Origin of the sequence: Roseateles sp. So40a, from assembly GCF_048081605.1 — a bacterium.
Lineage (GTDB): Bacteria > Pseudomonadota > Gammaproteobacteria > Burkholderiales > Burkholderiaceae_C > Roseateles.
On sequence record NZ_CP182288.1, the window covers coordinates 223,623 to 245,574 of the forward strand.

Below are 21,952 nucleotides of genomic sequence, written 5' to 3' on the forward strand. Positions count from 1 at the left end.
CAGGACTTTTACGGGGTGGCTGCTGGTCAGGCGTGATCGGACCTGTTGCAATACACCACAGCTTCATTGCAGGAGCTTGGTTTGCGGGCGATCTACCGACCGCAGCCTCATTGAAGATCTAGGAGTCTCTAATGAAGAAATCTCTCGTCGCGCTGGCTGTGCTGGCTGGTTTCGCCGGTGCCGCTTCCGCTCAATCGTCCGTCACCCTGTTCGGCGTGATCGACGTGGCCGCCCGTTACACGAAGGCCAACGGCAACGACACGAAGCAACTGACGAACGACGGCAGCTCCTCGAGCCGCATCGGCGTCCGTGGCGTTGAAGACCTGGGTGGCGGCCTGAAGGCTGGCTTCTGGCTGGAAGGCGCCCTGGCTGCCGACACCGGCACGGCTGACGCCACCCGCTTCTGGGGCCGTCGCGCTTCCGTGAGCCTGATGGGCGACTTCGGTGAAGTCCGCCTGGGCCGTGGCAAGACCTCGACCCGCCTGGTCGTTGACGACTTCGACGTGTACAGCACGACCGGTCTGGGCGACGTGACCCGCACCTACAGCCTGCTGGGTTCGAACATCGACACGATCAACCGTGCCGACAACCTGGTCCAGTACTTCCTGCCGGCCGACCTGGGCGGTGTGTACGGCTCGTTCGACATCGCCGCTGGCGAAGGCACCGACGGCAAGAAGTCGTACGGCGGCCGTCTGGGCTACAAGGCTGGCGACCTGAACGTCGCTGGTGGCTACCAGACCACGGACTCGCTGGGCTCGAAGTTCAAGCAGTTCTCGCTGGGCGGCAGCTACGACTTCAAGGTTGTGAAGGTCAGCGGCCTGTACAGCCAACTGAAGTTCGGTTCGCGCAAGCAGAACCTGTACACGATCGGCGCCGTGGTGCCGGTGACGGCCGCCGGTTCGGTGACCGCTCAGTACACCAAGGCTGAGACCAACGGTTCCGCTGACGCGGGCCCGCAGGCAGCTCGTGGCGACGCGCAAGCGTTCTCGATCGGCTACCAGCACAACCTGTCGAAGCGCACCGCGCTGTACACGACGGCTTCGATCATCGACAACGACAACTCCAACTTCCGCGTGCAGAACAACGCCGTGGCGTCGGCTGTTGGCGGCAAGTCGGGTGGTATCGACGTCGGCATCAAGCACAGCTTCTGATTCCCTTCGGGATCAGCGCTACGAAAGCCGCCCCTCGGGGCGGCTTTTTTTCGTCTGTGCGATGCCGCTGGCGTGGGCGGCGAAGGCGCGTGCGAACACCGGTTTCGTGTCCGTAACGGCCCGACGCACCGCTGGGGTGCCGGGTCTTGCCTGGCGGATCAAGCAGTGTCGCCGCAACGCACTCTTGTGGATTTTGTAGAGAGTGATCGCGGGTTTTCCCTCTGTGGCGTCGTCACAAACTTGACAGGGTTTGTGCGCGTGGGCGATGTGCAACACAACGCGTCTCCATCTGGGGCGTTCGCTGAGAATCGATCACGGCGACCAAACCAATCTAAGGAGACACCACATGAAGAAAGCCGCCTTGGCGCTGACCATCCTGGCAGGCAGCACCACCGCCGCCTGGGCCCAATCGAGCGTCACGCTCTACGGCATCGTTGATGCCGCCGTGCGCTACACCAGCAACGCCAGCGTCGGCTCGTCGAAGAAGACGGTCGCCCCCGGCGGCATGTCGCAGAGCCGCCTCGGCGTGAACGTGACTGAGGACATGGGTGGTGGCCTGAAGGCGATCGCCAACCTCGAGCACCGTCTGAACTCCGACACCGGCACCGTGGCGGCCGCGGACTTCTGGCGTCAGTCGTGGGTCGGCATCCAGTCGGCCGACTTCGGTCGCATCACGATCGGTCGTCAGTACAACATCCTGTTCGACATCTACACCTCGACCTACGCGTCGTTCAAGTACTCGCCCTACATCGAGGCTTACAAGCCCGAGATCGGCCTGTCCATGGGCGCTCGCCAGGACAACATGGTGAAGTACCTGTTCGAGACCGGCCCCGTGCGCGGTGAGCTGCAGGTCTCGGCTGGCGAAGGCAACTCGCAGAACAAGTCCTTCGGCGGTCTGCTGCGTTACTCGCAAGGACCGATCGCCTTCGGCGGTGCCTACCTGCAGGTCGAGGACACCCTGGGCAAGAAGGTCAAGGGCTACACCCTCGGTGGTGCCTACACCGACGGCCCGTGGTACCTGAACCTGTCCTGGGCGCAGAACAAGTTCGACCAGGGCGGCCTGCTGGGCGCGGCCTACACGGCCGGCCTGCTGGGCAACGTGCTGAACGCCGCGGCCAACGACGTGAAGAAGCGCGACATGATCTCGACTGGCGTCGCCTATCAGCTCACGCCGCAGCTGAACCTGGGCGCGCACTACTGGTACGCCACGCAGACGCACTACAGCGCCGCGCTGGCCAACACCAAGAGCAAGGGTCACTACTTCGCGGTCGTGGCGGACTACGCCTTCTCCAAGCGCACCGACGCCTACGTGGAACTGGACTACACCAAGCACAACGGCGCGGTCCTCTTCTCCAACGGCGCCGAGAAGCGCGGCGGCGCGATGGTCGGTCTGCGTCACCGCTTCTGATCCCGCGCAGCGTCGGATCCCTCGTGGATCCGATCGACCGGCTTCCCTGCCAAACCGCCTTCGGGCGGTTTTTTCGTTGGTGGGCGTCGGCGCGGGCGACGTCTCGTTCATGCCGCGTTAAGGAGTAACCCACTTGCCGGGGGGCGAACGCTCCTTGATGATGGGTCCCTTCTGAAGCGTCTTCGCCTCCGGGGTCAGGTCGTGCCAGGGCAGGCCACGAGCCGTGCGCCCAAGCCGTCGCCGGAGGCCCTCGTCCATGCTGGTTTTCATTCTTCGCCGTCTGGCGCAGGCCATCGTCGTCATGCTGACGGTGGCTTTCATCGCTTTCATGCTGTTCCAGTACGTCGGGGACCCGGTGAACAACCTGCTCGGACAGGACGCGACCCCGGAGCAGCGCGAGCAGCTGCGCAAGGACCTGGGGCTGGACCAATCCTTCATCGTGCAGTTCGCGCACTTCGCCGGCAATGCGGCGCAGGGCGAGTTCGGCGTGAGCCTGAAGCAGGGCCGCAAGGTCTCCGCGCTGATCGCCGAGCGCTTCCCCGCCACGCTGGAGCTGTCCGCCACGGCGGCCGTCATCGCGCTGGTGTTCGGCATCCCGCTGGGCGTCTATGCCGCGCTCAGACGCGGCACCTTCGGCTCCCAGCTGCTGATGACGCTGTCGCTGCTCGGTGTGGCGCTGCCGACCTTCCTGATCGGCATCCTGCTGATCCTGATCTTCGCGGTGCAACTCGCGTGGCTGCCGAGCTACGGCCGGGGCGAGGTGGTGATGATCGGGGCGTGGAGCACGGGCCTGCTGACTGGCGACGGCCTGCGTCATCTGCTGCTGCCGGGCATCACGCTGGCCGTGTTCCAGCTGACGCTGATCATGCGCATCGTGCGCGCCGAGATGCTCGAGGTGCTGCGTGCCGACTACATCAAGTTCGCCCGGGCCCGCGGGCTGAGCGACCGGACGATCTACTTCGGCCACGCGCTCAAGAACACGCTGGTGCCGGTGATCACGATCACCGGATTGCAGCTGGGATCGCTGATTGCCTTTGCGATCATCACCGAGACCGTGTTTCAATGGCCCGGCATGGGGCTGCTGTTCATCCAGGCGGTGCAGTTCGCCGATATTCCGGTGATGGCGGCCTACTTGTGCTTGATCTCGCTGATCTTCGTCGTGATCAACCTCGTCGTCGATCTGCTGTACTTCGCCGTCGATCCGCGCTTGCGCGTGAGCGGCGGCGCGCATTGACATGAACGCTCCGGAGCACCTGACCGCCCCCGCGGCGGGCACCTACCAGCGGCTGTTCGAGGCACGCGGGGAGCTCGTCGCGCTGCGGCGTGAGCTGCACACGATGCCGGAACTCGGCTTCGAGGAACACCGCACGGGCGCCCGGATCGTCCAGGCGCTCAAGGCCTGCGGCGTCGACGAGATCCACCAGGGGCTGGGCCGCACCGGCATCGTGGCGACCATCCACGGCCAGCGCCTGCCGGGCGAGGATCCGAACGCCAAGCCGCGGCTCATCGGCCTGCGCGCGGACATGGACGCGCTGCCGCTGCGCGAGCAGAACGATGTGCCGTGGCGCTCGTCGACGCCCGGCCTCATGCATGCGTGCGGGCACGATGGCCACTGCGCGATGCTGGTGGGAACGGCCCGTCATCTGGCGCAGACCCGGCGCTTCGCGGGCACCGCGGTGCTCGTTTTTCAGCCTGGCGAGGAAGGGTATGGCGGCGCGCGCGAGATGATCGCCGACGGCCTGTTCGACCGATTCCCGGTCGAATCGATCTACGCGATGCACAACTGGCCGCACCTGCCGCCGGGCAAGATCGGGCTGAACCGCGGCGCGATGATGGCCGCGGCGGATCGCGTGAACATCACGATCCAGGGACGCGGCGGCCACGGCGCGCATCCGCACCTGAGCGTCGATCCGGTGCTGATCGCGGGTCACATCATCACGGCGGTTCAGAGCCTGGTCTCGCGCAACATCGCGCCGATCGATCAGGCGGTGGTGAGCCTGTGCTCGATGCAGGCCGGCGAACCCAGCGCTTTCAGCGTGATCCCGGAGATGGCCCAGCTGACCGGCACCGTGCGCAGCTTCAAGCCCGAGGTGCAGCAGCTGCTCGAGGAGCGCATGAGCCGCCTGGTCGAATCGGTCGCGCTGGGCTTCGGCGCGAGCGCCAAGGTCGATTACCAACGCCTGTACCCGGCCACGGTCAACAGCGCGCGCGAGGCCGACTTCGCGGTGCGCGTCGCGCAGTCGCTGGTCGGCGTCGAGAACGTCGACGACAAGCTCGTGCCCAGCATGGGCTCCGAGGACTTCGCCTTCATGCTGCAGGCCCGGCCCGGCGCCTATCTGCGGCTCGGGCAGGGCGGCCCGTGCGGACTGCACCAGCCGCGCTACGACTTCAATGACGAGATCCTGCCGCTCGGCTCCGCGCTGTTCGCGGCGATCGTCGAGCAGGGCCTGCCGCTTCCTGCTTCCACCGCTTCTCCCGCCCCCATCCCCGCATGACCGCTTCCCTCCCGCCGTCGCCGGCCGCGACTCCCGTGGCCAAGGCGCCCAACGCGCTGCGCCGCTTCCTGGATGGCGACGTCTGGCACTCGTTCACCCGATCGCCCACCGCGATGGTGGCGGCCTTCGTCGCGCTGGTCTGCCTCGTGTGCGCGCTCTTCGCGAACTGGATCGCGCCGCATGACCCGTTCGATCTCTCCGCGCTGGAGCTGATGGACTCGCGGCTGCCGCCGGCGTGGATCGAAGGTGGCTCCACCAAGTACCTGCTCGGCACCGACGACCAGGGCCGCGACCTGCTGTCGGCCATCATGTACGGCGCGCGCATCTCGCTGCTGGTGGGCGTGGCGTCGGTGATCCTGTCGATGATCATCGGCGTGGGGCTGGGCCTGATGGCGGGTTTCCTCGGCGGCAAGGTTGACGCCTTCATCATGCGCATCTGCGATGTGATGCTGTCCTTCCCGTCCATCCTGATCGCGCTGCTGATCGACGGCATCGGGCGGGTGGTGTTCAAGGATGCGCACGACACGCTGGCCTTCGCCGTCCTGATCCTCGCCATCGCGCTGACCGGCTGGGTGCAGTACGCGCGCACGGTGCGCGGCTCCACGCTGGTGGAGCGCAACAAGGAATACGTGCAGGCGGCGCGCGTGATCGGCGTGAAGCCGCTGGCGATCATGTGGCGCCATGTGCTGCCCAATGTCACCGGGCCGGTGCTGGTGCTGGCGACGCTGCAGGTGGCCTCGGCCATCCTGACCGAGGCCACCTTGTCCTTCCTGGGCGTGGGCGTGCCGCCGACGAGTCCGTCGCTGGGCACGCTGATCCGCATCGGCAACGACTTCCTGTTCTCCGGCGAGTGGTGGATCACGATCTGGCCGAGCGCGATGCTCGTGCTCATCGCGCTGTCCGTGAACCTGCTGGGCGATTGGTTGCGCGACGCGCTCAATCCCCGTCTGCGCTGATGTCTTCGATGGACGGCCTCATGACCGCACCGCTGCTTCAAGTCCGCCACCTTCGCGTGGAATTCCCCACCCGCCGCGGCACGCTGCTCGCGCTGGACGATGTGTCCTTCGACATTGCCCCGGGCGAGGTGCTCGGTGTGGTCGGCGAATCCGGCGCCGGCAAGTCGCTGACCGGCGCGGCCATCATCGGCCTGCTGGAGCCGCCCGGGCGCATCGCCGGCGGCGAGATCCTGCTCGACGGCAAGCGCATCGACAACCTGCCGGCAGACCAGATGCGCCGCATCCGCGGCCGCCAGATCGGCGCGATCTTCCAGGACCCGCTGACCTCGCTGAATCCGCTCTACACGGTGGGCCGTCAGTTGATGGAGACCATCACGACGCACCTGGGCCTGAGCGCGAAGCAGGCCCGGGCGCGCGCGATCGAGCTGCTGGCCGCGACCGGCATCCCGGCGCCCGAGGCGCGCGTGGACCAGTACCCGCACCAGTTCTCCGGCGGCATGCGGCAGCGCGTGGTCATCGCGCTGGCGCTCGCCGCCGACCCCAAGCTGATCGTCGCGGACGAGCCGACGACCGCGCTGGACGTGTCGATCCAGGCGCAGATCATTGCCTTGCTCAAGCGCGTGTGCCGCGAGCAGGGCGCCGCGGTGATGCTGGTCACGCACGACATGGGCGTGATCGCCGAGACCTGCGATCGCGTGGCGGTGATGTACGCGGGGCGGGTCGCCGAGATCGGTCCGGTGCAGGAGGTCATCCACCGCCCCGGGCATCCCTACACCTCCGGCCTGATGGGCTCGATCCCCGCGATGGACGAGGATCGCGAGCGTCTCGTGCAGATCGACGGTGCGATGCCGCGCCTGAACGCGATCCCGACCGGCTGCGCGTTCCATCCGCGCTGCCCCAAGGCGTTCGACCGTTGCCACGAGCAGCGTCCTGAATTGATGCGAGCGCCCGCCACCGATGCGGCGTGCTGGCTGCATGCGGCCGATGTCGCCGCCGTGCACGGAGGTGTGGCATGACAGTGGCGAGCGACGTGATCCATCCGGCGACCTCGACGATGACGTCGTCCGCGCCGGGCGAGGTGTTGGTCGAGGTGCGCGACCTGGCCAAGACCTTCGATGTCTCGGCCCCCTGGCTCAACCGGGTGGTGGAGCGCAAGCCCAAGCAGTTCGTCCATGCGGTGGATGGCGTCAGCTTCTCGATCGAGAAGGGCAAGACGCTGGCGCTGGTGGGGGAATCGGGTTGCGGCAAGAGCACGGTGGCGCGCCTGCTGGTGGGCCTCTACACGCCGACCCACGGCGAGGTGCGTTTCGATGACGAGGACATCGCCACGACGCTGAAGGGTCCGAAGGCGCTGGCCTTGCGCCGACGCATGCAGATGATCTTCCAGGACCCCTATGCCAGCCTGAATCCGCGCTGGAAGGTCCAGGACATCGTCGCCGAGCCCTTGCGCGAGCACGGCCTGGTGCGCGATGCCGAGGGGCTCAAGCGCCGGGTCGGCGAGCTGCTGCAATCGGTGGGGCTCTCGCCGGCGGACGCGGAGAAGTTCCCGCATCAGTTCTCCGGCGGACAGCGGCAGCGGATCTCGATCGCGCGCGCGCTGGCCACGCAACCCGAGTTCCTCGTCTGCGACGAGCCGACCTCCGCGTTGGATGTGTCGGTGCAGGCGCAGGTCCTGAACATCATGAAGGACCTGCAACGCAAGCAGGGCCTGACGTATCTGTTCATCTCCCACAACCTGGCGGTGGTCCGCCATGTCGCGGATCAGGTGGGCGTGATGTATCTGGGGCGGCTCGTCGAGCAGGCGGACAAGCGCACGCTGTTCGCCACGCCGAGGCATCCGTACACCCGCATGCTGCTGGATGCGATTCCGGACATCCACATGACGGGCCGTTCAAGAACCCCCGTTCAGGGTGAGGTGCCCAATCCGCTGAATCCCCCGAGCGGGTGCAGCTTCCACCCGCGTTGCCCGCATGCGAACGCGCGTTGCAGCGCTGAGCGACCGCAGCTGCTGGAGCTCAAGGGGGTGCGTGTGGCGTGCCACGCGGTGGAGGAGGGACGGATCTGAGGATCCGACCTGAGGATCCCACCTGAGGATTCGCCCTGAGGATTTGTCGGGCTCAGTTGGGAACGCTGGCGGCGGACGCCGCGGGCTGGGCGGCGGCGGGGCGCTTGGTGTGCTCGGGGAGTTGGAGCGGGCGTTTCTGACCGCAGGCGGCGAGGGCGAGGGTGGCGGCGCACAACATCAGGGTCGTCATGGCCTTGGCGCTGGGGCGGCGGGTGGGGGTGGAGGCAAGGCCTACACTTCGCGTCTTCGTGTTCTTCATGGGCTCGCAGTCTAGCGAGTCCGCTTTCCACTGCCCATGACTCCGACCCCGCTGACCGATGCCGATTACGACGCCCGCACTGATGCCGTGCTGGCGAGTATTGAATCGACGATCGATGCCTGGCTGGATGACGACACCATCGACATCGACCAGCATCGCACGGGCGGCTTGCTGGAGCTGGCCTTCCCGGACCGCAGCAAGATCGTGGTGAACACGCAGCCGCCGCTGCATGAGCTGTGGCTGGCGTCGCGTCGAGGAGGCTACCACTTCAAGTTCGTGGATGGCCGATGGCTGGACACGAAGGATGGAAAGGAGTTCTTCGCCCGGCTGTCTGAAGAGGCATCGCATCACGGTGGCAAGCCGTTGACGCTGTCCGCTGCCTGACGGGCGGACCTCGGTCGTCCGGGACGGACCCGACCGGGCCCCCTCTTCGGAAGTATTGGGGGGAATTGGGTACCCGGGGAGGGTACCCAAGGAGGACATGACGAGGAGGGGGCCCGGTTGGGTCCGTCCGCGCTCTGCCCGCCAAGAACGACAGTCAGCGCTTGAAGAGATCGAGGATGCTCTTCTTCTCTTCCTCGGTGCCATTGGCTGGCACGTGTTCCTCGTTGCCGAGCGCCTTCACGCCGTTGTTGTTGGCGAACTCGTCGTAGTACCACTCGCCGTTGATGTTGACGACGCCCTCGGGTGGCTGGATTTCCTGCACGGGCGTGTTTCTCAACGCGTATTGCATGAACTCGATCCAGACGGGGAGGGCGAGGCCGCCGCCGGTTTCGCGGTCGCCGAGTTTGCGCGGCTGGTCATAGCCGATCCACACCACGGAGACGAGCTCGGGCTGGAACCCGGCGAACCAGGCGTCCATGGAGTCGTTGGTGGTGCCGGTCTTGCCGTAGATGTCGGGTCGTTTGAGGGTGGCCTGGGTGCGGGCGGCGGTGCCGCTGCGGGCGACTTCCTGAAGGAGGCTGTCCATGAGGAAGGCGTTGCGCGGTTCGATGGCGCGCTGCGAGTCCTCGAAGGGTTTGGGTTGCTGTTGGTAGAGCAGGCGGCCCGAGTGGTCCGTGATGCGCTGAACGAGCTGGGGGGCGATCCGGTAGCCGCCGTTGGCGAAGACCGAGTAGGCCTGAGCCATCTGCATCGGAGTGACGGATCCGGCGCCCAGGGCCATGGTCAGGTAGGCGGGGTGCTTGTCGGCGTCGAAGCCGAAGCGGGTGATCCAGTCTTGCGCGTACTTCACGCCGACGGATTGCAGCACGCGGATGGAGACCATGTTCTTGGACTTGGCCAGCGCGCGGCGCAGGGGCATGGGGCCTTCGAACTGGCCGTCGTAGTTCTTGGGTTCCCAGGGCTGGCTGCCGGTGGTGGTCGCGTCGAAGAACAGGGGCCCGTCGTTGACGACGGTGGCGCCGTTGAAGCCCTTTTCCAGTGCGGATGAATAGATGAAGGGCTTGAAGCTGGAGCCGGGTTGGCGCCATGCCTGGGTGACGTGGTTGAACTTGTTCTTGTTGTAGTCGAAGCCGCCGACGAGCGCCCGCACGCTGCCGTCCTTCGGGTTGATGGCCACCATCGCGCCCTCGACCTCGGGCAACTGGGTGATGGTCCACTCGTCCTTGGTGTTCTTGACCAACTTGATGACGCGGATCACCGCACCGCGGCGGATGCGCGTTTTCGGGTTGCCTTTTTCAGACAGGCCTGAGGTGGCCGGTTTCAGTCCGTCGCCGGTGATCGTCACCGATTCGCCGCTCTGCAGCGCCGCGACGACTTGCTTGGGGCTGGCCTCCAGCACCACGGCGGCCAGCAGCTCGTCGTTGGCGGGGTGGTCGGAGAGCGCTTCCGCGATGCGGGTATCCAGTTCCTTGGGATCGGCGGGCAGGTCCACGTAGGCCTCGGGCCCCCGGTACACCTGACGGCGCTCGTAATCCATGATGCCGCGGCGCAACGCCCGATAGGCGCGCTCCTGCTCATCGGCGTGCAGCGTCAGATAGACGTTCAGGCCGCGCGTGTAGGCCTCGTCGCCGTACTGGCTGAAGATCAGCTGGCGGGCCAGTTCGGCCACGTACTCGGCGTGGCTGGCCGCTTCCTGGGGTGGTCGGATGCGCAGCTTCTCGGCCTTGGCCTGGGCGTGCTGCTCGGGCGTGATGAAGCCCATCTCGAGCATCCGGTCGATGATGTATTGCTGACGCAACACTGCCCGGCGCGGATTGTTGATCGGGTTGTAAGCAGATGGTGCTTTCGGCAACCCGGCCAGCATCGCGGCCTCGGCGACGCTCAGATCCTTGAGCGGCTTGCCGAAGTAGACCTCGCTCGCGGCCGCGAAGCCGTAGGCGCGGTGCCCCAGGAAGATCTGGTTCATGTAGATCTCGAGGATCTTCTCCTTGGGCAGCGCGCTCTCGATCTTCAGCGCCAGCAGGATCTCGTAGATCTTGCGGGTGAAGGTCTTCTCGGTGGACAGGTAGAAGTTGCGCGCCACCTGCATGGTGATCGTCGACGCGCCCTGGCTCTTGGACTCGCTGACGTTGGCCATGCCGGCGCGGATCACGCCCAGGTAGTCCACGCCGCCATGCTGATAGAAGCGGGCGTCCTCGATGGCGAGGATGGCGTCCTGCATCAGCTTGGGAATCTCGCGGATGTCGGAGTAGCTGCGGCGCTCCTCGCCGTACTCGGCCAGCAGCTGGCCCTCGCTGGACATCACGCGCAGCGGCAGCTTGGGCCGGTAATCGGTGAGCCCGCTGATGTCGGGCAGCTGCGGATAGGCGATCGCCAGGGCCATGCCCACCAGCAGCACGACGCCGGCCACGCCCGCCAGGATCAGGCCGAAGAACCAGCCCAACAGCCGGACGAACCAGGGGCGGCGCGGACCGTCGCCCCGGCCGGCCTTCCCGGACTTGCCGGCCTTGGCCGACTTGCGCGGCGTGTCGCCGTCGTCGTTCTTGGATCGGCCGCCCTTGCCCGAGTCGGACGGGGCGTCGAAGGAGGGTTCGCTGGGCTCAGGGGTTTTCTTCGAGGGCATGGGCCGGAGTGTGCAATCTTGCGTGCCTGGCCGTCCCCTATCAGGGCCTGTACGGGTGCCGACGTGGGCCGCGAGCGGCGATTATAGGAAGGGCCCCGCTCATGGGCCCTGGCCAGCCGGATCGACGTCCGAGGCTGTTACAGGAGTTGACGAGGCTTTCGTGGACACTCCGCGGCGGCCATTTCCTCACAACGAGACATCCCTCACGAAGGTGTCCGATGGGGGATTCGGGATTGCGTGAATCTGACGCGAAACCGTCGGGAAAGGGGCATCGGAGGGATGTTTTTCGCTGCATTAGCACCCTCCGGTGGCGTGTATGTTACGCAACGCAGCGTTACTTGCAGTGACCTCTTTGCCTTGGGCTGACAAAGGCTTTGCTGATAGCATTCAAGTAACTTATTAACAAACCGGCGCATGAGCGGCGCGTTGGGGGAACGCATCATGGGGCTGTTGGACCTACTGCGCGGACGTGCGCATCCACCCATGATTGGCCTGGACATTTCATCGTCCAGCGTCAAGCTTGTGGAATTGAGTCAAAACTCGTCTGGCGAATACGTTCTTGAACGTTTCGCGACCGAGCCATTTGAAAAGGGTTGGATCACCGACGGCCAGATCGAGAAATTCGATGAGGTCGCCGATGCCGTGCGCCGGGTCGTGACCCGCAGCGGCAGCCGGACCCGGCAGGCCTCGCTGGCCATGCCGCAGAGCTCGGTGATCACCAAGAAGATCATGTTGCCGGCGGGCCTGCGCGAGGAAGAACTCGAGCTGCAGGTCGAGGCGGAAGCCAACCAGTACATCCCGTTCTCGCTGGACGAGGTGTCGCTGGACTTCTGCGTCATCGGCCCGAGCCCGACCTCGGTCGGCGACGTCGAGGTGCTGATCGCCGCATCCCGCAAGGATCGCGTGCAGGATCGCCAGGCGCTGGCCGAAGCCGCGGGTCTGAAGCCCGTCGTGCTCGACATCGAATCGCATGCCTCGCGGATGGCCGTCGGCCGTCTGGTCGAGACCCTGCCCAATGAGGGCAAGGATGCGCTGGTCGCGCTGTTCGAGATCGGCGCCGACACCACCTCGCTGAAGGTGCTGCGCGACGACGAGATGCTCTACGACCGCGATCAGGCCTTCGGCGGCTCGCAGCTGACACAGCTGATCTCGCGACAGTACGGGTTCTCGTTCGAGGAAGCCGAGCTCAAGAAGCTCAGCGGCGAACTGCCCGACGACTACGAGACCCAGGTGCTGAATCCGTTCGTGGACTCGCTCTCCCAGGAGATCGGCCGGGCGCTGCAGTATTTCTTCACCAGCACCCCGCACCACAAGGTCCATTACGTGATGCTGGCGGGCGGCACGGCCACCCTGCCGGGCCTCAAGGAACGTGTGACGGAGCTCACCGGCTTCGCCTGCATGGTGGTGAATCCGTTCGAGAACATGGTGCTCGGCTCGGCGGTGCGCGAATCCAAGCTGCGCCGTGAAGCCCCTGCGTATCTGACGGCGTGCGGCCTCGCCATGCGGAGGTTCTTTCAGTGATTCTGATCAACCTGCTCCCGCACCGCGAGGAGAAACGCAAGCGCCGCAAGGCCGCGTTCTTCGTCGGGCTGGGAATGTCCTTCGCCGTCGGCGTGCTGATCGCCGGCTTCATCTACCTGCTGCTGCAGCAGCTGACCGCCGCGCAAGCGGAGCGCAACGATTACCTGAAGGCGGAGATCACCAAGCTCGACGCCCAGATCAAGGACATCGCCACGCTGCGCGCCGAGATCGACGCGCTGCGCGCCCGTCAGCGCGCGGTCGAGAACCTGCAGAGCGACCGCAACACGCCGGTGCACCTGCTCAACGAGCTGACCAAGTTCACGCCTGAAGGCGTGTACCTGGCGGGCGTGAAGCAGTCCGGCAAGTCCGTGATGATCACGGGCGTGGCGGCGTCCAACGAGCGGGTGTCGGAGCTGCTGCGCAATCTCAGCCGCGCCGAATGGATCGAGGTCCCGGACCTCGTGGAAATCAAGGCGGCCGCCGTCAACCCGCGCGATCCGCGCCGGCTGTTCGATTTCGCCCTGCGTGTCGGCATCAAGAGCCCGACCCCGGAAGCCGGTGCCGATGGCGCCAGCGCTCCGGCGAAGAAGTCGTGAGGACCCCATGGCATCGCTGAAAAACCTGGACCTCAACGCCTGGTTCGCTGACTTCTCTGGCCAGTTCCAGAACCTGAACATGCAGGAGCCCGGCCAATGGCCGCCGGCGCCCCGCTACGCGACCTTCATCATCGTGGCGCTGATCACGGTCGGACTGGGCTGGTTCGCCGTGCTCTCGGACGAGCAATCGGTGCTCGACGCCGAGCACGAGAAGGAACCGCGGCTGAAGGAAGACTTCAACAACAAGCTGACGCAGGCCGTCAACCTGCCCGAGCTGCGCAAGCAGAAGAGCCAGGTCGAGGAATACGTGCTGCAGCTCGAGAAGCAGCTCCCCGGCAAGGCCGAGATGGACGCGCTGCTGTCGGACATCAACCAGGCGGGCCTGGGTCGCGGTCTGCAGTTCGAGCTGTTCCGTCCGGGGCAGATCGTCATGCGTGACTACTACGCCGAGCAGCCGATCTCGATCCGGGTGACCGGTCGATATCACGAGATCGGCGCCTTCACGGCGGACGTGTCCAACCTCTCGCGCATCGTGACGCTGCACGACCTGTCGATCGCCGCGCCGGTGGTGAACACCGCGACCGGGACCCGCGTCGACGGCACGCAGCCGCTGGTGATGGAAGCGGTGGCTCGCACCTACCGCTACCTGGATCCGGCCGAGGTCGAGGAACAGAAGAAGGCCGCCGCGGCCGCGGAGAAGAAGAAATGAGGCAACTCCTTCGCTCCCGCGCGGTGGCGCCGCGCAAGGCCCTGGGATGGCTGGGGCTGGCGCTGGTGGGCGTCACGCTGACCGGCTGCACCGGTGGCACCGACGAGCTCCAGCAATGGATGGAAGAGCAGCGTCAGCAGACGCGCCCGACGGTCAAGCCGCTCACGCCGCCCAAGTCCTTCGAGCCGCAGCCGTATGACACGCAGGCGCTGGTCGATCCGTTCAGCGTCCAGAAGCTGACGGTGGCGTTGCGGCGCGAGGCGTCGCAACCCAGTTCGTTGCTGGCCGCGGAGATGAAGCGCAAGCGCGAGCCGCTGGAAGCTTTCCCGTTGGACACCATGACGATGGTGGGCAGCGTGTCCCGGGACAACCGTCCCTACGCGCTGCTGAGGGTGGACAACCTGTTGTACCAGGCTCGGGTGGGGGACTACCTGGGTCAGAACTTCGGCCGCATCACCAAGATCAGCGAAACCGAGATCACGTTGCGAGAAGTCGTCCAGGATGCTGCGGGCGAATGGATCGAGCGCACCAGTACTCTCCAGCTTCAGGAGCAGGGACGATGAAGAACACTGTTGTGGAGAACGCCGCGATGAGCGTCCGTCAGAGGGAACAACGCACGCACCGCGCCCGGCACTGGAAGGTGCTGGCCTGCGCGATCGGTGCGGCCGTGCTCATGCCTGTGCAGGCCTGGGCGCAGAACATGATCCGTTCGATCAATGCGACGCAGCAGGCCGGCGCGGACATCGTCCGCATCGAGCTGGCTCAGCCGCTGACCGAAGTGCCGCGCGGCTTCGCCGTGCAGGCGCCGCCGCGCATCGCGCTGGACCTGCCGGGCGTGTCCAACGGCATGGGCCGCAACGCGATCGAGGTCAACTCGGGCAACATGCGCTCGGCCAATGTCGCGCAAGCCGGTGACCGGACGCGCGTGGTGCTGAACCTGCGCCAGGCGAGCACCTATCGCGCGCAGCTGCAGGGCAACGCGCTGCTGATCTTCCTGGACTCGGCGGCCTCGTCCGCGACGGCGGCGGCTGCCGCGTCGCCGGCGGCCTCCGAGCCGCTGCACTTCGCGCCGAGCCAGAACGCCGCTCCGCAAGGTCTGCAGGACATCGACTTCCGCCGCGGCAGCGATGGCGCGGGCCGCGTCGTCGTGAACCTGCCGAGCAGCCAGGTGGGCGTGGACATCCAGCAGCAGGGTCAGAACCTGGTGGTGGAGTTCCTGCGCAGCACGCTGCCGGAGCGCCTGCGCCGCCGCCTGGACGTGACCGACTTCGGCACGCCGGTGCAGTCGGTGACCGCGACCCAGCAGGGTGATCGCGTGCGCATGGTCGTCACGCCCAAGGGCGCGTGGGAGCACAGCGCCTACCAGAGCGACAACCAGTTCGTGCTGGAAGTGCGTCCGCAGAAGGTCGACCCGAACAAGCTGACGCAAGGTCCGGGCTTCGCCGGCGACAAGCTCAGCCTGAACTTCCAGAACATCGATGTCCGCGCGCTGCTGCAGGTCATCGCCGACTTCACCAACTTCAACGTCGTCACCAGCGACACCGTCACCGGCAACGTGACGCTGCGCCTGAAGGACGTGCCTTGGGATCAGGCGCTGGACATCATCCTGCAGGCCAAGGGCCTGGGGCTGCGCAAGTCCGGCAACGTGCTGTGGATCGCGCCCAAGGAAGAGCTGGCCAACAAGGAAAAGGCCGACCTGGAAGCCAAGGCTGCCGTGGCCCAGCTGGAGCCGCTGCGCACGCAGTCGTTCCAGATGAACTACACGAAGGCGGAGGAAGTGGCCAAGGGCCTGACGGGTCAGAACAACTCGCAGGGCGGCGCGCCGGGTCAGAACAACTCGCGCATCCTGACGCCGCGCGGCAGCGTGATCTGGGAGACGCGCACGAACCAGCTGTTCGTGAGCGACATCCCGTCCAAGCTGGAAGAGATCCAGGCGCTGATCGCCAAGATCGACGTGCCGGTGCGTCAGGTGCTGATCGAGGCCCGCATCGTCGAGGCTGACGACAAGTTCGGCCGCGCGCTGGGCGTGAAGCTCGGTGCGACGGACCTGCGCGGCCGTCAGGGCGGCATCCCGGGCTACAACGTCGGTGGCAGCAACTACGTGACGGTCGGCGGCAACTACGCCGCGGTGGGTGGCCAGACGAATCAGACGGGCACGCTGAACTACAGCGACTCGCAGTTCGTGAGCCTGCCGGCCAACGTGTCGGGCGACGCCTTCGGCGGCGCGACGGCGGCCAACTTCGCGCTGTCGCTGTTCAGCGCCACGGCCAACCGCTTCCTGAACCTGGAGATCTCCGCGCTGGAGGCCGATGGTCGAGGCAAGGTGGTGTCGAGCCCGCGCGTCGTGACGGCGGATCAGACGAAGGCGCTGATCGAGCAGGGCGAGGAAATCCCGTATCAGCAGGCGAGCTCGAGCGGCGCGACGTCGATCCAGTTCAAGAAGGCTGTGCTGAAGCTGGAAGTGACGCCGCAGATCACGCCGGAAGGCAACGTGATCCTGACCGTGGACGTCAACAAGGACAGCCGCGGCACGCTGACGCCGCAGGGTTACGCGATCAACAACAAGCACGTGCAGACGCTGGTGCTGGTGGACAACGGCGGCACGGTGGTGATCGGCGGCATCTACACGCAGGAAGACCTGGAGACGGAGAACAAGGTGCCGTACCTGGGCGACATTCCGCTGCTGGGCAACCTGTTCAAGAACAAGTCGCGGAGCTCGGCCAAGACGGAGCTGTTGATCTTCATCACCCCGAAGGTGGTGAGCGACCGAGTGAGCGCCACGCGCTGAACGCGCCGCGGCATCCATAGGGAGTAACCGCTCGGGACATAGGGCGGAGCAGGAGTTGAGTACATGACGTTCCTTCAGAAATGGGCGCGGCTGCTTCAGGCAGCGACGCTGACGGCCTTCGTGGCCGGTGGCCTGGCCGCTTGCGGCGGTGGTGGCGGCACATCCGGCACGCCAGTCAATGGCGGTAGCGGCGGCTCGGGCAGCGGCCCGGCCGTGGCGGACATCTCCGTCGTGCTGAGCAAGACCACGATGGCCAATGACGGCTCCGAGACGCTGACGCTGACCGCGACGGCGCTGGACGCCAATCGTGGCGGCATCGAGGCCGCCAAGCTGACGGTTGGCATCACCGACCCGAACAACTCGGTGTTCTCGTCCGCCTCGACGCTGACGACCGACAGCAGTGGCAAGGGCACGGCGACCATCTCGCTGGGTTCGGACCGCTCGATCCGCACGGTGACCGTCAACGTCGCCAATGGCTCGATCACGAAGAGCGCGACGTTCAACGTGGTTCAGACGACGCAGCCCACGACCGAAGCGGCGGAGATCACGCTGGCGCTGGACAAGTACACGGCGTCCAACTCCGGCACCGACACTGTTGTTGCCACGGTGACCGCTGTCGATGCCAATCGCAACGTGCTCGCGGGCGTGCCGGTTGCGTTCTCGATCAACAACAATGCGACCGTCGCGGTCGTCAACGGCACGACGAACTCTGCCGGCAAGGCGATCGCCAACGCGCAGATCGGCTCCGACAAGGCCAACCGCATCGTCACCATCACCGCATCGAGCGGCACGCTGACCAAGACGGCCAGCTTCCAGGTGAGCGGTGCGAAGCTGACTGCCTCCGCGGTGCCGTCGATCCCGGCTGCGGGATCAACCGGCAATGCCGTGCAGTACCGTCTTTCGGACACCAACGACAACGCGATCCCCGGCCAGACGATCACCGTCAGCGCCCCGGGACTGGCTGCCGTGACCGGCACGACCGACAACAGCGGTGCCTACACCTACACCTACACGGCCCCCACGACGCCCGGTGCCTATGCGATCACGGCTGTCGGTGGCGGTGTGACGACGGTGACGACGGTGACGATCCCGACGGGGTCCTCCACGATTCCCGCAGTGACCACGACGGTCTCGTCGGCAACCTTCACGGCCAACCCGTCTGTCGTGACCGTCAACACTTCCGGCTCGACCGCCAATCGCGCTGAACTGCGCGCCCTGTTCCAGGCGGCCGACAACTCGCCGATCAAGAACATCCGCGTGCGCTTCGACATGAATGGCGACACGACCACCGGTGGCACGATCGGCTCGGGCACCTCGCTGGTGTACAGCGACGAGTCGGGCTACGCCACGACCAGTTACTACCCTGGCACCCGCTCCACCGGTACCAACGGTCTGGTGCTGCGTGCATGCTGGGATTACGCGGACTTCGCCTCCACCGCATGCCCGAACTCCAAGACCGTGGCGTTGACGCTGGTGTCGAATCCGCTGGCCATCTCGATCGGCACGGACGCCACGCTGAGCGAAGGTCCCGACCTGTTGACCTACATCAAGCGTTTCGTGGTGCTGGTGGTGGATGCCTCGGGCGCTCCGGTGTCGGGCGTGGACATCGTCCCGTCGATCGACCTGGTCAACTACTACAAGGGCTTCTATAGCGCCGGCACGTCCGCCTGGACCTCCTTCCACTACGTGAACACGACCAACACGACCGCCGCTGGTCGCGTCGCCTGCCTGAACGAGGACCTGGACCGCGATGGCTTGCTGGACACCGGCGAGGACCGCAACGGCAACGGCACGCTGGAGCCGCGCAAGTCTGATGTGGCCATCAAGATCACGTCGAGCTCTTCGAAGACGGATGCTTCCGGTCAGGTGGTTCTGCAGATCGAGTACGCGAAGAGTTTCTCCACGTGGCTCGACTACCGCATCAGCGTGTCCGCCACCGGCGTTGTCAGTCCGCCCGCGACGTACTTCGGCAACCTGACCGCGTTCGCAACGGACTTCTCGACGGTGTCGACGTCGCCTGCGTTCCAGTTCAGCCCGTACGGCCGGGTCCAGTTGTCGACCGACACGGTGGGTGGCTTCTGCACGAGCCCGAACTGATCGTGCGAATCACGTCGTGAGCGGGACCCTGTCCCTGGTCGGCATGCCTGGCGGTGGCAAATCCACCGTCGGGAAGTTGCTGGCCAGACAGCTGAACGTTCCCTTCGTCGACTCCGACGCCGAGATCGAAAAGGATCTCGGCGGCGAGTCGATCAAGGACTACTTCGCCCGTCAGGGCGAAGCGTCGTTTCGGGACCTCGAATCCCGCGTCATCGCGCGACTGCTCGACGGCGCGCGCACCGGCCATGAGATGGTCCTGGCCACCGGCGGTGGCGCCGTCCTCCGCGAGATCAACCGCGACCGCCTCAAGGCGGATTCGACAGTCGTGTACCTTCGCTCGTCGCCTGAAGAACTCTTCCGCCGACTGCGCCACGACACCCAACGCCCCCTGCTGCAGGTCAGCAACCCGCTGGCCAAGCTGCGCGAGCTCTACGGCCAGCGCGATCCCCTGTATCGACGCTGCGCGCACTTCGTGCTCGAGTCCAGCCGCCCCTCGGTCCACGGCCTCGCCAACATGATCCTGATGCAGCTCGAACTGGCCGGTCTCATCGACCCCGCCCGGGTCGCGGCCACCGTGGGGGCGAGCGAGGCCCCGTACACTTCCGGGAATGACCGCTCCGGCTCCTGACTCCACGTCCACCGTCGCCATCGACCTCGGCGACCGCCGCTACGACATCCTCATCGGCCCCGGCCTGTTTGACGCCGCGTCGACCTGGTCCGGCCTGCCGCGCGCCGCGGCCGCGTTGATCGTCACCAATGACGTCGTCGCCCCCATCTACCTCGACCGCCTGAAGCGCCAGCTCGCGCCACATTACGCGCGCGTCGAGGCCGTGGTGCTGCCCGACGGCGAGCAGCACAAGTCCTGGGAATCGCTGGACGTCGTCATCGACCACCTGCTCGCCGGCGCCGCCGACCGCAAGACGGTCCTGTTCGCGCTCGGCGGCGGCGTCATCGGCGACCTGACCGGCTTCGCCGCGGCGATCTACATGCGCGGCGTGCCCTTCGTGCAGGTGCCCACCACGCTGCTGGCGCAGGTCGATTCGTCGGTCGGCGGCAAGACCGCCATCAACCACCCGCGCGGCAAGAACATGGTCGGCGCGTTCTACCAGCCGGTGCGCGTCATCGCCGACCTCGACACGCTGGACACGCTGCCCGAACGCGAGCTCTCCGCCGGCCTGGCCGAGATCATCAAGTACGGCCCGATCGCCGACGCCGACTTCCTCGACTGGATCGAGGCCAACCTGGACGCACTGCTCGCCCGCGACAAGTCAGCGCTGGCTTACGCGGTCAAGCGCAGCTGCGAGATCAAGGCCTGGGTCGTGAGCCAGGATGAGCGCGAGTCCGGCCTGCGCGCGATCCTCAACTACGGCCACACCTTCGGCCATGCGATCGAGACCGGCCTGGGTTACGGCGCGTGGCTGCATGGCGAGGGCGTCGGCTGCGGCATGGTGCTCGCGTCGGAACTGTCCGCGCGGCTGGGCCTGATGCCCGCCAGCTTCGTGGACCGGATGACCCGTCTGATCGAACGCGCCCGACTGCCCATCCAGGCGCCGCCGATGCCGCTGGAGCGCTGGCTCGAGCTGATGCGGGTCGACAAGAAGAACGAGGGCGGCGAGATCCGGTTCGTCGTCATCGAGGGCCTCGGCAAGGCCGGCATGCGGGGCGCTCCCGATGCGCTGGTGGCCGAGGTGATCGCGGCGCACACCGCCGCCCAGCCCGATCCCGCCGGACAACGCTGAAGGCCTCCCCCGACGATGACCATGCTGCGCGCGCCCTATGCCTCCGATCCCGCGCGCAGCCGCGGTCGCCGTCATCCCGAGGCGCCGGCGCCCACGCGCAGCGAGTTCCAGCGCGATCGCGACCGCATCGTCCACAGCACCGCCTTCCGGCGCCTGGTCTACAAGACGCAGGTCTTCCTCAACCATGAGGGTGATCTCTTCCGTACCCGGCTCACGCACTCGCTGGAGGTCGCGCAGCTGGGGCGCTCCATCGGCCGCAGCCTCGGCCTGGACGAGGACCTGATCGAGACCATCGCGCTCGCCCACGACCTGGGCCACACGCCCTTCGGTCACGCGGGGCAGGACGTGCTGGACGATTGCATGAAGGCGCATGGCGGCTTCGAGCACAACCTGCAGTCGCTGCGCGTGGTGGACAAGCTCGAGCAGCGATATCCCGCCTTCGACGGCCTGAACCTGAGCTTCGAAAGCCGTGAGGGCATCCTCAAGCACTGCAGCCGGCGCGACGCGCAACGGATCGAGGATCGCGAGCCGGGCGGCGTCGCCACGCGTTTCCTGGCGGGCGGCCAGCCCAGCCTGGAGGCGCAGCTGTGCAACCTGGCCGATGAGGTCGCCTACAACGCCCATGACGTCGATGACGGCGTGCGCTCCGGACTGGTGACGCTGGAGCAACTCGAGCAGGTGCCGCTGGTCGACCGTTTCCTGCGCGAGACGCTCGCGGCCTACCCGCGCCTGACCGGCAAGCGGCTGCTGGCGGAGACCATCCGCCGCATGCTGTCGCAGCAGGTCTACGACATCATCGATGCGACCCGTGCCGCGCTCGCCGACGCCGCGCCCGCCGACGCTGACGAGGCGCGCGGGAAGGGGCCGCTGGTGCGTTTCAGCCCCGACATGCGCCAGGCGAGCACCGCGCTCAAGCGTTTCCTGTTCGCCAACCTGTACCGCCACCCGGTCGTGCAGCAGCAGCGCGACCGCGCCGAGGTGGTCCTGCGCGAGTTGTTCCAGCTCTACATGACCGAGCCGGGTCAGTTGCCGGCCGACTTCCCCGGCGACGAGGACCATGCCCGCGCCTGCGCGGACTACATCGCCGGCATGACCGATCGCTACGCGCTCCGCGAGCATGAGCGTCTGACCGGCCAGCGACTCTTTGCGATATAGCAAGCA

19 protein-coding genes are annotated in these 21,952 nt (G+C 66.5%); 17 read left to right on the forward strand and 2 right to left on the reverse strand.

All coding sequences use genetic code 11. The annotated features are described in order from the left end of the window. Nucleotides 1–131 precede the first annotated feature (131 nt). From ACNI65_RS01010 to ACNI65_RS01040, 7 genes are all read left to right on the forward strand, one after another. Nucleotides 132–1,151 (forward strand): porin, encoded by a 1,020-nt coding sequence (locus ACNI65_RS01010; RefSeq protein ID WP_416760698.1) that lies wholly within the window; start codon nucleotides 132–134, stop codon nucleotides 1,149–1,151. A 346-nt stretch (nucleotides 1,152–1,497) separates the two neighbouring features. Continuing rightward, entirely contained in the window at nucleotides 1,498–2,559 is a 1,062-nt protein-coding gene (locus ACNI65_RS01015; RefSeq protein WP_416760699.1) for a porin, read from the forward strand. Between the two features lie 256 nt (nucleotides 2,560–2,815). Further along, the gene (locus tag ACNI65_RS01020; protein ID WP_416760700.1) at nucleotides 2,816–3,793 is read left to right on the forward strand and encodes an ABC transporter permease; all 978 of its coding nucleotides are present in this window, start codon (nucleotides 2,816–2,818) and stop codon (nucleotides 3,791–3,793) included. A 1-nt stretch (nucleotide 3,794) separates the two neighbouring features. Further along, complete coding sequence (locus ACNI65_RS01025) at nucleotides 3,795–5,054, forward strand: M20 aminoacylase family protein (RefSeq protein ID WP_416760701.1); 1,260 nt, start codon at nucleotides 3,795–3,797, stop codon at nucleotides 5,052–5,054. After that, nucleotides 5,051–6,010, forward strand: a complete 960-nt coding sequence (locus tag ACNI65_RS01030; protein WP_416760702.1) for an ABC transporter permease — start codon at nucleotides 5,051–5,053, stop codon at nucleotides 6,008–6,010. The genes ACNI65_RS01025 and ACNI65_RS01030 overlap by 4 nt, the downstream gene beginning before the upstream one ends. A 20-nt stretch (nucleotides 6,011–6,030) precedes the next feature. Next, the gene (locus ACNI65_RS01035; protein WP_416760703.1) at nucleotides 6,031–7,026 is read left to right on the forward strand and encodes an ABC transporter ATP-binding protein; all 996 of its coding nucleotides are present in this window, start codon (nucleotides 6,031–6,033) and stop codon (nucleotides 7,024–7,026) included. 38 nt (nucleotides 7,027–7,064) lie between these two features. Continuing rightward, nucleotides 7,065–8,075, forward strand: coding sequence for an ABC transporter ATP-binding protein (locus ACNI65_RS01040; RefSeq protein WP_416763534.1), 1,011 nt, complete (start codon nucleotides 7,065–7,067; stop codon nucleotides 8,073–8,075). A 52-nt stretch (nucleotides 8,076–8,127) separates the two neighbouring features. Here the strand turns inward: ACNI65_RS01040 and lptM are convergent, their stop codons facing one another. Beyond that, the gene (lptM, locus tag ACNI65_RS01045; protein ID WP_416760704.1) at nucleotides 8,128–8,265 is read right to left on the reverse strand and encodes an LPS translocon maturation chaperone LptM; all 138 of its coding nucleotides are present in this window, start codon (nucleotides 8,263–8,265) and stop codon (nucleotides 8,128–8,130) included. 120 nt (nucleotides 8,266–8,385) lie between these two features. Between lptM and cyaY the strand changes: the two genes are divergently transcribed. Beyond that, nucleotides 8,386–8,718, forward strand: coding sequence for an iron donor protein CyaY (cyaY, locus tag ACNI65_RS01050; protein WP_416763535.1), 333 nt, complete (start codon nucleotides 8,386–8,388; stop codon nucleotides 8,716–8,718). A gap of 154 nt (nucleotides 8,719–8,872) precedes the next feature. Here the strand turns inward: cyaY and ACNI65_RS01055 are convergent, their stop codons facing one another. Next, nucleotides 8,873–11,341 (reverse strand): penicillin-binding protein 1A, encoded by a 2,469-nt coding sequence (locus ACNI65_RS01055; RefSeq protein WP_416760705.1) that lies wholly within the window; start codon nucleotides 11,339–11,341, stop codon nucleotides 8,873–8,875. 441 nt (nucleotides 11,342–11,782) lie between these two features. On the opposite strand from ACNI65_RS01055, the gene ACNI65_RS01060 reads away from it, so the two are divergent. The 9 genes from ACNI65_RS01060 to ACNI65_RS01100 all read left to right on the forward strand — a co-directional run bounded on the left by ACNI65_RS01060 (nucleotide 11,783) and on the right by ACNI65_RS01100 (nucleotide 21,946). Then, on the forward strand, nucleotides 11,783–12,862 hold the full coding sequence (locus ACNI65_RS01060) for a pilus assembly protein PilM (protein WP_416760706.1): 1,080 nt from the start codon (nucleotides 11,783–11,785) through the stop codon (nucleotides 12,860–12,862). Next, nucleotides 12,859–13,458, forward strand: a complete 600-nt coding sequence (locus ACNI65_RS01065) for a PilN domain-containing protein (RefSeq protein ID WP_416760707.1) — start codon at nucleotides 12,859–12,861, stop codon at nucleotides 13,456–13,458. Before ACNI65_RS01060 ends, ACNI65_RS01065 begins: the two co-directional genes overlap by 4 nt. 7 nt (nucleotides 13,459–13,465) lie before the next feature. Beyond that, nucleotides 13,466–14,167 (forward strand): type 4a pilus biogenesis protein PilO, encoded by a 702-nt coding sequence (locus tag ACNI65_RS01070; RefSeq protein ID WP_416760708.1) that lies wholly within the window; start codon nucleotides 13,466–13,468, stop codon nucleotides 14,165–14,167. Then, complete coding sequence (locus ACNI65_RS01075) at nucleotides 14,164–14,730, forward strand: pilus assembly protein PilP (RefSeq protein ID WP_416760709.1); 567 nt, start codon at nucleotides 14,164–14,166, stop codon at nucleotides 14,728–14,730. The genes ACNI65_RS01070 and ACNI65_RS01075 overlap by 4 nt, the downstream gene beginning before the upstream one ends. Before the next feature lie 26 nt (nucleotides 14,731–14,756). Next, on the forward strand, nucleotides 14,757–16,955 hold the full coding sequence (gene pilQ, locus ACNI65_RS01080) for a type IV pilus secretin PilQ (protein ID WP_416763536.1): 2,199 nt from the start codon (nucleotides 14,757–14,759) through the stop codon (nucleotides 16,953–16,955). Nucleotides 16,956–17,018: 63 nt separating this feature from the next. Continuing rightward, entirely contained in the window at nucleotides 17,019–19,052 is a 2,034-nt protein-coding gene (locus tag ACNI65_RS01085) for an Ig-like domain-containing protein (RefSeq protein ID WP_416760710.1), read from the forward strand. Nucleotides 19,053–19,095: 43 nt separating this feature from the next. Further along, nucleotides 19,096–19,680 (forward strand): shikimate kinase, encoded by a 585-nt coding sequence (locus ACNI65_RS01090; protein WP_416763537.1) that lies wholly within the window; start codon nucleotides 19,096–19,098, stop codon nucleotides 19,678–19,680. Next, the gene (gene aroB / locus ACNI65_RS01095) at nucleotides 19,661–20,791 is read left to right on the forward strand and encodes a 3-dehydroquinate synthase (protein WP_416760711.1); all 1,131 of its coding nucleotides are present in this window, start codon (nucleotides 19,661–19,663) and stop codon (nucleotides 20,789–20,791) included. Before ACNI65_RS01090 ends, aroB begins: the two co-directional genes overlap by 20 nt. Before the next feature lie 21 nt (nucleotides 20,792–20,812). Next, a complete protein-coding gene (locus ACNI65_RS01100) occupies nucleotides 20,813–21,946 on the forward strand; it encodes a deoxyguanosinetriphosphate triphosphohydrolase (RefSeq protein ID WP_416763538.1) in 1,134 nt (377 codons plus the stop codon). Nucleotides 21,947–21,952: the final 6 nt, after the last annotated feature.